This window comes from Streptomyces sp. NPDC008317 (assembly GCF_042955955.1).
Taxonomy (GTDB): domain Bacteria; phylum Actinomycetota; class Actinomycetes; order Streptomycetales; family Streptomycetaceae; genus Actinacidiphila.
Window position 1 is genome coordinate 111,098 of the sequence record NZ_JBIBFQ010000006.1, and the last position, 12,972, is coordinate 124,069.

At 74.4% G+C, this 12,972-nt stretch carries 11 protein-coding genes; 7 read left to right on the forward strand and 4 right to left on the reverse strand.

Translation table 11 applies throughout. From position 1 onward, the window contains the following. Positions 1-172: 172 nt before the first annotated feature. Both ACFY9V_RS20650 and ACFY9V_RS20655 read right to left on the reverse strand, forming a co-directional pair. A complete protein-coding gene (locus ACFY9V_RS20650) occupies positions 173-670 on the reverse strand; it encodes an SUKH-3 domain-containing protein (protein WP_355346853.1) in 498 nt (165 codons plus the stop codon). Next, positions 667-1,176 carry a YwqJ-related putative deaminase gene (locus ACFY9V_RS20655; RefSeq protein ID WP_391162557.1) on the reverse strand — a complete coding sequence of 170 codons (510 nt, stop codon included), beginning with the start codon at positions 1,174-1,176 and terminating at the stop codon, positions 667-669. Before ACFY9V_RS20655 ends, ACFY9V_RS20650 begins: the two co-directional genes overlap by 4 nt. 426 nt (positions 1,177-1,602) lie before the next feature. On the opposite strand from ACFY9V_RS20655, the gene ACFY9V_RS20660 reads away from it, so the two are divergent. From ACFY9V_RS20660 to ACFY9V_RS20675, 4 genes are all read left to right on the forward strand, one after another. Continuing rightward, on the forward strand, positions 1,603-2,364 hold the full coding sequence (locus ACFY9V_RS20660) for a hypothetical protein (RefSeq protein WP_355346847.1): 762 nt from the start codon (positions 1,603-1,605) through the stop codon (positions 2,362-2,364). A gap of 176 nt (positions 2,365-2,540) precedes the next feature. Next, positions 2,541-3,344, forward strand: coding sequence for a hypothetical protein (locus tag ACFY9V_RS20665; RefSeq protein WP_391162305.1), 804 nt, complete (start codon positions 2,541-2,543; stop codon positions 3,342-3,344). A 215-nt stretch (positions 3,345-3,559) separates the two neighbouring features. Then, the gene (locus ACFY9V_RS20670) at positions 3,560-4,573 is read left to right on the forward strand and encodes an HNH endonuclease (RefSeq protein WP_355346841.1); all 1,014 of its coding nucleotides are present in this window, start codon (positions 3,560-3,562) and stop codon (positions 4,571-4,573) included. Between the two features lie 8 nt (positions 4,574-4,581). Next, positions 4,582-7,314, forward strand: coding sequence for an SUKH-4 family immunity protein (locus ACFY9V_RS20675; RefSeq protein WP_391162306.1), 2,733 nt, complete (start codon positions 4,582-4,584; stop codon positions 7,312-7,314). Positions 7,315-7,454: 140 nt separating this feature from the next. On the opposite strand, the gene ACFY9V_RS20680 is transcribed toward ACFY9V_RS20675, so the two are convergent. Then, positions 7,455-8,366 carry a LysR substrate-binding domain-containing protein gene (locus ACFY9V_RS20680; protein WP_391162307.1) on the reverse strand — a complete coding sequence of 304 codons (912 nt, stop codon included), beginning with the start codon at positions 8,364-8,366 and terminating at the stop codon, positions 7,455-7,457. A 116-nt stretch (positions 8,367-8,482) separates the two neighbouring features. Between ACFY9V_RS20680 and ACFY9V_RS20685 the strand changes: the two genes are divergently transcribed. From ACFY9V_RS20685 to ACFY9V_RS20695, 3 genes are all read left to right on the forward strand, one after another. Next, positions 8,483-9,295: an inositol monophosphatase family protein gene (locus tag ACFY9V_RS20685; protein WP_391162309.1), complete on the forward strand. Its 813-nt coding sequence runs from the start codon at positions 8,483-8,485 to the stop codon at positions 9,293-9,295. A gap of 48 nt (positions 9,296-9,343) precedes the next feature. Then, the gene (locus ACFY9V_RS20690; RefSeq protein WP_391162310.1) at positions 9,344-9,988 is read left to right on the forward strand and encodes an NAD(P)-binding domain-containing protein; all 645 of its coding nucleotides are present in this window, start codon (positions 9,344-9,346) and stop codon (positions 9,986-9,988) included. A 190-nt stretch (positions 9,989-10,178) separates the two neighbouring features. Beyond that, entirely contained in the window at positions 10,179-11,141 is a 963-nt protein-coding gene (locus ACFY9V_RS20695; protein WP_355338013.1) for a DivIVA domain-containing protein, read from the forward strand. Between the two features lie 349 nt (positions 11,142-11,490). On the opposite strand, the gene ACFY9V_RS20700 is transcribed toward ACFY9V_RS20695, so the two are convergent. Further along, entirely contained in the window at positions 11,491-12,834 is a 1,344-nt protein-coding gene (locus ACFY9V_RS20700) for a histidine kinase (protein WP_391162311.1), read from the reverse strand. Positions 12,835-12,972: the final 138 nt, after the last annotated feature.

Genomic DNA, 12,972 nt, shown 5'->3' on the forward strand with positions numbered 1-12,972 from the left:
TGAGGGGTCGTCATGACCGGGGGAACACCCGCGTCCACGGCCGCGGACGCGGGCGGTCCGTCGTGGACGGGTACGCCGTGAGCCGGTCTTTCGCGGCTCGACCCGGCGAAGGTCAGTGCATCGCGGCTCAACGCGCCGAAGGTCAGTGCATCGCGGCTCAACCCGGCGAAGGTCAGTGCATCGTGAGGCGCACCGGGCGTACGCCGCCGATCAGGGCGGTCAGCGCGCGGTCGATGTCGGGGCCCACGTACCAGTCGCCGGTGTGGTCGACGGTGTAGACGCGGCCCTCGGCGTCGATGGCGAGCAGCGCGCCGGACGCGGGTTCCTCGCCGAGCGGGCTGATGTCGGTCTCCAGGGCGCGGCCGAGGTCGCCGAAGGTCCGCGCCAGGTGCAGGCCGCGCAGCGGGTCGACGGCGATGGCCGTGGGGGCGATCTGCCGGCCGGGACCCGAGGCGCCGGGGATCAGCAGGCCGCCGAACTCCGCCCACGCCTCGACCGCGGCGGGGAAGACGGCGTGCCGGTGGCCGCCCGGCGACTCGTACGCCCGCAGCCGGTCCGCCCAGAACTCGGCCTGCTTGATGTCCCAGCGCCCCGGCCGCCAGCCCGCGGCGCGCAGCGCGGCGTCGACGCCGACCGGGAAACGGGTGGTGCCCGCCATCGGGATGCTCATACTCCTTCGGCCGCCGGATCCACCGGCTTGACCCCCAGGTGCGACAGCAGCGGCGCGCACGAGCGGCAGGGCGGGGCGTACGCGCCGTGCGTCGGGTCGCCGTCCTCCCGGATGCGCCGCGAGGTGAGCTTCGCCCCGCGCAGCGCCTTGCGGGCCTCACCCTGGGTGAGCGGCTTGCGGGACGCACGCTTGCCCCGGTTTGCCTCGACTGCCGTCAAGTGGCGTGAAATGAGCACCGGTTCGGGACAGCGCCCGGCGAACCGTTCCCGCTGCGCGACCGGCAGCGCGTCCAGGAAGTCCTGAACGATCGGGTGCAGTACGGGCGGTTGCTCACCTTTGGCGCCGGTGCAGGTCAGCACGTCGTCGCGGATCAGCAGCGCGGCGGCGACCGCGGGCATGATGCCGTCCCTGCGGTGCCGCAGCACCGGCGGGCCCACCGGATCGTCCGAACCGCTCCAGCTCAAGCGCGGATCGGCGGCCCTCGCCGCCTGGGTCTGACTTGTCATGATCTGTGTGCGTCCCTCCATCCGCCCGCCTGGGCGGGCGATCCCCCGTATGTCGTTCAGAGTGCCAAACAGGCCATGCGACGGGAAGCCGGACGCGGCACCGCGCCCATCGTGTGTGGGCCATGTCACCGTCGTGTGACGGAGCGTCGGCAGCACGGGCACAGCATGTGCACAAAACCGGCCGCCATGCGGTCGCGGGCGATCGTCGTACGGGCGCGGACGGTCGACGCAGGGTGACGGCCGGTCCCCGGTCGGCGCTACCCGAACACATGTCGGCGGCGGGGCCGCGCCCCGCGGGGGCGTCAGGCACGCACAGCCGCGACACAGCTTCGGCGCGGCATGGACGCGCGCCCGACATGGCGGGAGTATCGGCAGTCGGTCCGCGCCCGCGGACCCGCTGCCGCCGATCAGGGAACGTGACCCCCCATGCGCAAGACCCGGCTCCGCCTGGCCGCCGCCGTGCTCCCCGCCCTCGTCCTCGCCGCGGCCTGCTCCGGCTCGTCCGACGGCTCCAAGGACGCCGACGGCAAGGGCGGCAAGGCCACGGGCTCCGCCTCGGCCTCCGCTCCGACGAGCGGCGCCGACAGTCCGTCGGACGGCTCGGCGCTCACCAAGGCTCAGCTCACCAAGGCGCTGATCGCCGAGGCCGACGTGCCCGGCTGGACGATCCAGGTCTCGCAGACCGACGACTCCGCCGACACCTCCACGCTCACCGCGGACAAGCCCGCGTGCCAGCCGCTCGCCGACATCACCAGCAGCAAGCCGAAGATCCCGCGCAAGGCGTTCGTCGGCGCGGCCTTCGCGAAGACGACGTCGAGCGCCACCCCCGACGCGATCAACCAGATGCTGGTCGCCAGTCACGCGCCCGGTGACGCCGAGAAGGTCATCGAGTCGGTGAAGACGGCGCTGGGCACCTGCAAGAGCTTCACCGCGACGGACAACACCGGCACCAAGACGCCGTTCACCATCGCCAAGGGCCCCGCGGTGCCGACCGGCGACGAGGCCGTCTCCTATGTGATGGCCGACACCGCGGACAAGAAGTCCGGCGCGGCCCTGGTGAGCGTGGTGCGGACCGGCGACACCATCACCGCGTACCTGTCGGTGAAGTCGGCGGGCGGCGCGGGCACCCTGCCCATCGACGTCGCGCGCAAGCAGAGCGAGAAGCTGAAGGCGGCGCAGGCGAAGTGACCGTCCGCTGAAGGGCCTGCGGGGACCGTCTCGGGGCACACCCCGGGGCCGCTTTCGCGCACCTCTTTGTGAGCGGCCCCACAGGCGAAATCGCGCCCCTGGTGCCGTAAAGTCGCGCGGCAACGGACCGTCGCCCGTGCGATCCCGGGGACGGACACAACACAGGGGAACACCAGATGCCGATACGTGCACGCAGTCGCCTACTGACCGGTAGCCGGGAGTCGGCCGCTGACCTGCGACGCGGCGGCCCGCACACGCGGACCGCCGTACTGGCGGCCGCCGCCCTGGTGCCGGTGCTCGCGCTCACCGCGGCCTGCGGGGGCGGCGGGGGCGGCGACGACAAGGCGAAGAAGGAGCCGGGCCCGGTCCGCGCGTCCGGCGCGGTGTCGACGGCCAAGCTCACCTCCGCGCTGCTCACGTCCTCCGACGTCCCCCACGTCCAGGTGCTGCCCGCGGGCAGCAAGACGCAGCTCCTCGGCCCGGCCACGACGGTCGACAACGCGGCCTGCCAGCCGGTCGCCGACCAGTGGAGCAGCCGGCCCAAGCACACGCGGCAGGTGTACACCGGCGCGATGGTCACCGACACCGCGGACAAGGACAAGAACGCGAAGGCGATCAGCCTGGAGGTGATCGCCTCCTACGCTCCCGGCACCGCCGAGACCGTGCTGGACGAGCTGACCACGGCGCTGAAGACCTGCCGCGGTTTCAAGGCCACCCGCGACGGCGGGGTCACCTCCTACACCGTCCGCCCGGTGGCGCCGCCCGCGGGCCGGCCCGCGCTGGGCGACCAGGAGGTGGCGTACACGATCGCCGACACCGCGCGCGGCGCGGCGGGCGTCGTCCTGGTCACCGTGGTCAGGTCCGGCGGCGCCACCGCCGCGTACGAGACGGTGCGCGCCGACCACAAGACGGCGACGCTGCGGGCGGCGATCGCGCTGAAGCAGGCGGAGAAGCTGCGGGCGGCGGCGACCGGCGACTGAGCCCGGCGGCTGCCGACGCGGGGCCGACGCGGGGGCCGACAGCCGCCGACGCGGAGTCGAGGCGGAGTCGGCGCGGAATCGACGCGGAATCGGCGGCTGCCGACGCGGGCCCGGCGGCAGGCGGATCAGGCAAGTTATCCACAGGCCCTGGCTCTGCCCTGGTGGTGAGGCCCTAGGCTGTGGTCATCAGCCAGACGCAGCAGGGGGCAACCGCCATGACGACAGGTCGGCAAGGGCTGGGCGCACCTCCCGGTCCGCGGGCCGGGGGACGTATCGTGCCGCCGCCGAACGCGGCCTACGCCGGACAGGTCGTGCATTTTCCCGACCCGGTACGCGCCGCCCGCCATCCCCAGGGTGTCTGGGTGGACGACAACGGGATTCCGGACTTCGCGCCGTACGCGCGGGCGGTGGCGGAGATCGCCGAGCCCCCCGAGGGCTTCGGGATAGACGAGCTGCGGCTGACCGACTACGTGTCGGCGAACGCGGCGCTGCACGCCTCGGGCCACGAGCTGTGGGGCAGCCTCTCCCCCGTCGCGACCCCGCACGGCTGGACCTGGCACCACGTCATCGGGACCCGCCGGATGGAGCTGATCCCGGTCGAGGTCAAGGCGCTGCTGCGGCACCACGGGGGCCTGGCCGCCTCCTCCGCCGACCACGCCAAGCGCGGCACCCGGCCGCTCCAGGAGACCCGCCCGGTCCACTTCGGACTGCCGAAGGACCCGGTCGCGGTCACCGAATCGCAGGTCCGTGACGTCGAGGAGGAGCTGGGCTACCGGCTGCCCGGCGGCTACCGCACCTTCCTGAAGGCGGCGGGCGGCTGCGCCCCGAGCGGCGTCGCGCTCGACCCGGACCTCGGCCTGCTGATCGACCAGCCGTTCTTCACCGTCCGTGACGACGCCGCGGTCAACGACCTGGTGTACGTGAACAAGTGCCTGCGCGACCACCTGACCAAGGACTTCCTGGCGATCTCCTACCTCCAGGGCGGCCTGCTCGCGGTCAAGGTCAAGGGCGAGCGGACCGGCTCGGTCTGGTTCTGCGCGTACGACGACGTCCGCGACGGCGACCGCTGGGCCGCCCCCGCCGACCGGGTCGCGGAACTGCTGCTGCCCTGCGGTGAGTCACTCGACGCGTTCCTGCTCCGGCTCGCGGGCAATCCGCCGGAATTGGAGACCGTCGCGAACCTGATGGTGGACGGGGGCTTCGCCAGCGCCGTCCCGGTGGAGGGATGAGGCCGGACATGGTCACTTTCGCGCAGGCCCAGGAGCGGGCGGAGCGCTGGATCAACGGCGACGTCCCCGCGTACGAGGCCCGGGAGATCCGGGTCCGCGAATTCGACCTCGGCTTCGTCGTCTGGTCGGAGCCGCGCGAGGGCGGCCCGTCCGCGGGCGACGGCGGCGACGTCCGCGTCGTCATAGCCAAGGACAGCGGCGAGGCCACCTTGTGGCCCGGCCTGCCCGTCGGCGAACTCATCAGGCGTTACGAGGAGGAGTACGGCCCGGTGCCGAACGACGCGGTGCCCGACCCGCCGCAACGCATCGACCTGGAGGCCACGTCCTTCCTGTTGAGCCCGCCGCAGTGGCTCCAGGACGCGGCCGACAAGATGGGCATCCCCGACAACCGCCGGTCGAGCCGGACCAACGGTGCCGGTATCGCCGCGGGCGCGGGCGCCGACGCTCCCGCGTGGCATGCCGCCGCCCCCGGGTCCGACGGCGCCCCGGCCGACCGTGCCCCGGCGGCCGACGCCGACGGCGGGTACGGCCTGGCGGCGGCCTCGGGACCCACCTCGGGACCGGGCGACGGTACGGGCTCCGCGCCCGGCTCCGGCTCCGGCTCCGGCTCCGGCGGTATCGACTACCGGCGGCCCGCCTCCGCCGGGTCCTCCGGCGCCTCGACGCCCTCCCCCTCCCCCTCCCCCGCTGACAGCGCTCCCGTCGCACCGGCCGCGTCCGGCGGGATCGACTACCGGCGCCCGGCCCCGGCGGCCGACGCGCCCGCGACGCCCTCGGCGCCCGCGGAACCGGCCGTGCCCGGCGGCAGTTGGGCGGGCAAGACGACCAGCGACAGCGGCGAGGGCCAGTCGGTCCCGGTGCCCGCGACCGTCTTCGCGCCGCCGATCAGCGGCTCCGACCAGGTGGACGTCGCGCAGGACCCCGAGGCCGAGCAGGCCCGCACCGAACTGCTGCCGAGCGGCAGCGGGTTGCCCAAGACCCGGATCGCCCCGCCCGTGGAGCCGCAGGCTCCCGTGCCGCCCGCCAGGCCCGGCGTGCCGCACACCGTGGGGGGTTCGGAATTCCCGCCGCCCGGCGGACCCGCGGTGCCGCTGCCGCCGCCCGGCGGCCTCGGCGCCGGATCCGTGCCTCCGCCCGGTGGCCCCGGTCGCGGTGCCGCCGACATCGCCGACCTGGAGACGGCGAAGGCCGCCCGCGGCCATGTGCCGCCGCCCTCGGGCGGTCCGGTCCGCAGCCCGGACGCGCCGCCGCCCCCGCCGGGAGCCGCCGCTCCTGCGGGCGGTTACCTGCCGACGCAGCTCGTACCGCAGAATCCGCCGGGTGGTCAGAGCCCGCAGGGCCCGCAGGGACCGCCGCCGCCCGGCGCCGGTCGCCCCGGCGGCAACGACCCGCACTACGCGGCGACCATGCTCGCGGGCCCCGGCGGCCCGCCCGGACCTCCCGGACCCACCGGTCCGACGGGACCGCCCCCGCCGCCGCCCGGCCCCGGCATGTCGCCGCCCCCGCCGCCCGCGGGGAACAACGACCCGCACTACGCGGCCACGATGCTGGCAGGACCTTCGGGGCCGCCCGGACCCCAAGCGCCCGGCGCGGGCCCCGGCGCGCCCGGCCGGCCCGGCGGCAACGACCCGCACTACGCGGCCACGATGCTCGCGGGTCCCGGCGGCGCGCCCATGGGGCCGCCGCCCCCGCCCGGTGGCGGCGGCATGGCCCCGCCCCCGCCGCCCGGCTACGGCTACCCGCAGCCGACGGCGGTGCCCACGGTCGGCCCCGGCTACATGGCGGTGCTCCGCTACCGCGGCCAGGACGGCAGCGAGCAGCAGCTCATCCGGCGTTCGGCGCCCGGCACTCCGCACCCGGAGTGGCAGATCCTGCACGAGCTGCGCTCGATGGGCGTGCGGCCCGAGCAGGTGCTCGAACTGCACACCGAGCTGGAGTCGTGCGATCTGCCCGGTGGTTACTGCACGCGGATGATCCGCGAGACCTGGCCGCAGGTGCGGATCAGCCACACCGCGCCGTACGGCAGGGACCACGCCAGCCGCCAGCAGGGCGTCCAGCATCTGCTGACGCACCAGGGCGAGCTGCACCAGGTGGCGGGCGCGCCCGCGCGCCCGCAGCCGCAGCGGGTGCCGATGCCCGACCCGCACAGTGTGCTGCGGGTGCCGCCGGTGCCGCTCGACGTGATCGGGCAGGAACTGGCGTCGGCCTTCGGGCCGCAGGGCCTGTTCCGCTTCGACCAGCGGGCGGTGTCCCGGCAGGGCGTGCCCGACATCGTGGCGCAGACCCTGGTGTGGGCCGGGCTGCCGGTGGACTTCGGCCCGTTCTTCTGGGCGCAGGCCCAGCCGGGCCAGCCGGTGCCGACGCTGGCGGAGCTGGCCCAGCAGCGCGGCGTGCAGGCGGCGTCGGACGCGGGCTCGTATCTGGTGATGGGCAATGACTTCGGCCGTCAGCTCTGTGTGCAGTACGGCACCGCGCACATCGTGGCGGTGCCGTTGGAGGCCGGTCCGGGCGGACAGCCCGCGCCGCCGCAGTTCGTCAATTCGAGCCTGCCGGAATTCGCCCGCTGCCTGGCGCTGCTGGGCCGGATGTGGCGGCTGCGGATCGGGCTGACGCCCGATCAGGCGGGCCGCTGGACGGTGGACTTCCAGGCGCAGCTCGCCGCGCAGGACCCGGCGGCCATCGCCTCGCCCGACCACTGGTGGTCGGTCCTCATCGAGCAGATGTGGGACGGACTGCTGTAACGGCCCGGCGAGGGCCCGGCCGACAGAAGTTCCGTCCCGCCGGGTCGTAGCAGAGGCGTCAGGGAACGGCCCCGCCGCGGCGGGGCCGTTCGCTGTGCCAGTTCAGGCGGGCCGGTCAGGCGGGCCGATCTGGTGGCCGGTCAGGCGTTCAGTGGTGCGAACAGCGCCTGGACGGTTTCGGTGGCCAGGTCGCGCAGCCAGATGTGGGCGCGGTCCTCGTCGTACCGCTGGTGCCACAGCAGGTACAAGGGGACGTCGGGCAGCGGGAGCGGCGTCGGCAGGGTGAGCAGGCCGAGGTGGTCCCTGGCCTCGCGGGTGACCGCGTCGGGCACGGTGACCACGAGGTCGGTGTCGAGGACCAGCCGCAGCGCGAAGGCGGCGGTGGGCCCGGCGGCGGCGACGCGCCGTTCGAGGCCGTGCGCCGCCAGGGCGTCGTCGACCGAGTCGCGCAGGCTTCCGCGCCGGGAAACGGTGAGGTGTTCCGCCGCCGCGTAACGCTCGGGGCTCAACGGGCCCTCCGCCAGCGGGTGGCCGGGCCGGACGGCGACGACCAGCCGGTCCCTGCCGACGAGGCGGTGGCGGATGTCGGGAAGCGCCGACCGGCCGGAGCTGGATTCGAGGTCGGCCTCGCCCCGGTGCGACTCGGGCGTGTCCGTGCCGGGTTCGGCGGACAGCCGCAGCCGGGCGCCGGGCGCCTGCTCGCGGACGGCCGTGGTCAGGGCGGTGCCGCAGGCCGCGGTCAGCGCGTCGTGCCAGCGCACGGTGAAGACCCGGTCCAGAGCCGCCAGGTCGAGGCTCTGCCGGGCGGACAGCAGGCGGTGGGCCTGCTGCACGAGGGCGTGGACTTCGGCGCGCATGGCCAGCGCGCGAGGGGTGGGGAGCATGCCGCGCCCGGCGCGGACCAGGATCTGGTCACCGGTGACCTTGCGGATACGGCCCAGGGACCGGCTCATCGCGGGCGCGGTCACATGGAGACGGGCCGCGGCGCCGGTGACGCTCCCCTCCTCCAGCAGCGCGTCCAGGGCCGTGAGCAGGTTCAGATCCAGTTGCATGACAGTAAATCTACAAGTGAAAAGCATGCACTTGTTGTTAATCCACGGGCGACCTACCGTCGAAGTGCGGGCGCGAGAAGAACCGCCCCGCGGCCATCGACACCAGGGAGCCCCCCATGAGCACAGCCATGCCTTTCGCCGCCGGCACGACCCTCCTGTCCGACGTGACGGCCGCGGTGCGGACCGCCGGTCGCACGTTGCGCGCCCGCCACACCACGCACGCCCGCGGCGTGAGCCTGGACGAGGTCGTCGCGGAGATCCACGCCAACGACGACGCGGTGCTGAGCGTGCTGCGCGAACCGCTGCTGCGGGCCCGGCCGGGATCGCGGTGGGCCGAGGACGAGTTGGCGGGCGGCGCGCTCCCGCCCGGGGAGTGGTGGGTGGTCGACCCCGCCGAGGGCAACATCAACCACGTGCACGGCATGGACGACTGGGCCGTCACCGCCACCCTGGTCCGCGACAACCAGCCGGTGCTCACCGTCGTCCACCTGCCGCTGACCGGTGACACGTACACCGCGGTGGCCGGCGGCGGCGCCCGCCTCAACGACCGGCCCCTGGCGGTGTCCGCCAAGACCGGTCTGGCCGCCTCGCTCATCGGCACCGGTCAGGCCAGGCCCGGCGAGGACGAGCGCACCTTCCGGCGGATCGGCGACTCCGTCACCGCCATGCTCGTCAACGGCCTGGTCGTACGCGTGTCCGTGCCCGCCACGATGCAGCTCATCCACGTCGCCGCCGGACGGATGGACGCCTTCTGGCAGTTCTCCGACGTCCGCTCGGGACTGGTCGCCGGCGCCCTGCTGGTCTCCGAGGCCGGAGGCACCGTCACCGACCTGGCGGGCGAGCCCTGGAGCACCCGCAGCCGCGACTTCCTGGCCGCGGCCCCCGGCGTCCACGCCGCCGCCCGCGAGGTCCTGTCGCCGATCGTCTGACCGGACGCCCCGCCCTTACCCGCTCGACACCGCAAGGAGCATCACCTCATGACCACCATCGGCATCCTGGGCGCGGGCCGCGTCGGGACCCACCTCGCCAACAAGCTCTCCGCCGCGGGACACCAGGTCACCCTCGGCGGCCGGACCCCGGTGGAGACCGCCGCCCGCGCCGCCGGGGCCGCCCCGACGGTCGCCTTCGCCGACCAGCCCACCGCCGCCCGCGGCGCGGACATCGTGATCAACGCGACGCCCGGCGACACTTCGCTGGAACGCCTCACCGGCCTGCGCGCCGAACTCTCCGGGAAGATCCTCGTCGATGTCTCCAACGCCACCCGCGACGCCGAGGACGGGCTGCCCGGCGACCTGTGCTACCCCGGCAGCAGCCTCGCCGAGCACCTCCAGGCCGCGCTCCCCGACACCCGTGTGGTCAAGACCCTCAACACCATGCTGTTCATGGTCATGACCGCTCCCGAGATCCTGGCCACCCCGCCGACCGCCTATGTGTCGGGGGACGACGAGGACGCGAAGAAGACCGTCAACGGTCTGCTCGCCGACCTGGGCTGGCGGCCCGCATGGATCGAGGACCTCGGCGGCATTCGCACCGCCCGCGCCGCCGAGGCCATGATCCTGGTCGTGCCCCACGTCCTGCGCCGGAACGGCTTCACGCCGTTCGCCGTCTCCCTCGCGCGCTGACCCCCACCCCGCACGCGGCGAAGAGCCGGGTGAGGAAGGGCACTTCCCTTCTTCACCCGGCCCGTCTGCGTTCGGGGCCATCAAGAAGGGAGTGGATGGGTAGGAGACAGGTCGGAGTGTCGCAGCCCGTACAATTCGGACATAAGCCAAAAATAGGCAGGACGGAACGGCCGACGGCGAGGGGCAGGGCATGAGCAGCAACACCGCATCGTCAGCCCGCAACATCGACACCGCGCGCGGACGCGGCTATCGGCCGGAACAGGTCGACCGTTTCCTCGACGAGTTGTCGGAGGACCGGGACGCCGCGTGGGAGCGGGCCGCCCGGCTGACGGTGCTCGCCAACGAGATGGACGCCGAGTGCGCCTCGTTGCGGCACCAGGTCGAAGCGCTCGGCGCCACCTCGTTCGACGCGCTCGGCGACGGCGCCCAGGAGTTGCTGCGGCTGGTCGAGGAGGAGGCCGCCGCCGTACGCGACCGCGCCGAGGCCGAGGCGCAGCACGCGCGCGACACCGCGGAGACCGCCCGCCGCACCCTCCAGGACGAGGCCCGCGCCGCCGCCTCCGCCCGGCTCGCCGCCGCCGAGGAGCAGGCGGAACGGCTCCTGGACGAGGCGTGCGGACGCGCCTCCGAGATCCTCGGCCAGGCCCGCGCGGAAGCCGAGGCCGTACGCGGCGAGGCGGGCCGCGCCCTGGACGCCATGCGGCAGGACGTCGGCCGGACCCTGGCCGAGGTCGACAAGGAGCGCCGCGAACGGCTCGACACCCTCGAACACGAGCTCGCCGAGCGCGAGGCCGGGGTCGACAGCAGGCTCGCCGATCTCCTCGGCGACGCCGAACGGCGCCTCCACGAGGCGCACCAGGAGCGTGCCGACGCCGAGGAGGCCCTGCGGGTGCAGCAGCAGGAGGCCGAGGAGCGGGCGTCCGAGCTGCTCGCCCAGGCGCGCATGCACGAGGAGCGCACCCGCCGCGAGAGCGAGCGCTCGCTGCGCGAGCACGAGCAGCACCGCGACGAGATTCGCGCGCATCTCGCGCACGTACGGGCCACCCTCGCCTCCCTGACCGGCCGCCACCTCCCGCCCTCCGGGCCGGACCACCCCGAAGCACCGGGCGCCCCCGGCCTCCCCGAACAAGCCGACCCGTCCGACCCGGCCTGACCCCCAGGGCGCGCTGCCATTGCGCAGGGCCGTGTTTTTAGGGGCGCGGGGAAGGCGCGCTGCCCTTGCGCAGGGCGCTGTCCTGAGGGGCGCGGGGAAGGTGCCCTGCCCTTGCGCAGGACGTTGTCTTGAGGGGCGCGGGGAACTGCGCGGCCCGCCCCCACCGGGCTGTCAGCCCGACGACAACCGCGTCTGCCCCGCTGGGGCCGGTGGCCAAGGGCCGCGCCACCGTCGGTGGCTGAGCGCGCAGTTCCCCGCGCCCCTCAAGGATCGGCCAGCCGCCTTGGGAGAAGAACCGCCCAGGGCCCCGCCCCCGAAGAGCGGCTTACCGACCGGCGCCAGGCGGGCGTCAGATCGGGCGGGCTGCCAGGGGCAACAAGGCGGAGACGCGGAAACCGCCGTCGGGGGTGGGGCCCGCGGCGAAGCCCCCGCCGTGGGTGGTGACACGTTCCTTCATGCCGACCAGCCCGTGCCCCCCACTGGGAAGCGGCGTGGCCGGGGTGCCGTCGGAGGGCCCGTTGAGAACGAGGACGGCGATCTCGAGCTCGCGGTAGGCGAGCCGGACATGGGCCCTGGCGCCCCCGGCGTGCTTGTGGACGTTGGTGAGCGCTTCCTGCACCACGCGGTAGACGGTCTGTTCGACGCGGGCGCCGCAGGGCCGCTCCTCGCCCTCGACGGTGAACTCGACGGTCATCCCGGCGGCCTGGGACTGCTCGACGAGTTCGCCGAGCTGGTCGATGCACGGCCCCTCGGGCTCCGGCTCCGTAGCCGTATCCGTATCCGTATCCGGCTCGGGCTCAAGAACCCGCGGCGCGGGAAGCCGCGGCGCGGGCGCGGGTGCCCGCTCGGGCGCCGCCGTACGCAGCACCCCGAGCATCTGGCGCAGTTCGGTCAGCGCCTCGCGCCCCATGTCCCCAAGCAACTCCGCGGTGCTGGACGCCTTGGCCGGGTCCTTGAGGGCGACGGCCTTGAGGGCCGCCGCGTGGACGACCATCAGGCTCACCCGGTGGGCCACCACGTCGTGCATGTCGCGGGCGATCCGGGTCCGCTCCTCGGCGCGGGCCCGCTCGGCGCGCTCGGCCGCCTTCTCCGCGAGGAGTTCCAGCTCGCGTTCCAGGCCGTCGGCCCGCTCCCGCAGGCTCTCCACCAGCCGGCGCCTGGCCCGTACGTACAGACCGAGCAGGACCGGCGGAGCGGTGAGGCCGAGGGCGAGCAGGAGTGAGGTGCTCAGGACGATCGGCAGGGACATCGAGCGGTTGTTGTCCGCGTTGCGCAGGCTGTCGTGGAGGCGGATGAAGGAGACCAGGAAGGTGCCGAGGCCGTTCATGGAGGCGAGCGCGGCGGTGATCCGGCGCGGCACCTCGGAGACGGTCAGGGAGTAGAGGCCGACCACCGACAGCAGGAAGCCCAGCTCGGCCGGGCTCAGGGCGATGCCCACCAGGACCACGGCGATCGGCCAGCGGCGGCGCAGCAGCAGGGTGCCGCCCGCGAGCAGCCCGATCAGCGCCGCCACCGCGGGTGTCACCCCGGTCTTGTGGGCGAAGGTCACGCCCTCGAAGGCGCACTCCACGGCCGAGGCCACGGCCAGCGCCAGGTCCAGGAGGAAGCCGCGCCGCCGCGTCCACCACCACCAGCCGGACCCGGGCCGTCCTCCAGCCCCGTCGTCCGGTACGTGCGCCCCCGTCGTACTCATGGCGTCCAGACTAGGCGGTGCCCGAGGCGGCGTGGCGGCCGTGTCAGCCCCGTATCGGCGCGGTATCGGCCGACGGGACCGGTAAGGGTCTCCAGGGGTAAGCGCGACCGGGTGCCGTGTCCGCCAGATGGGCGGGCC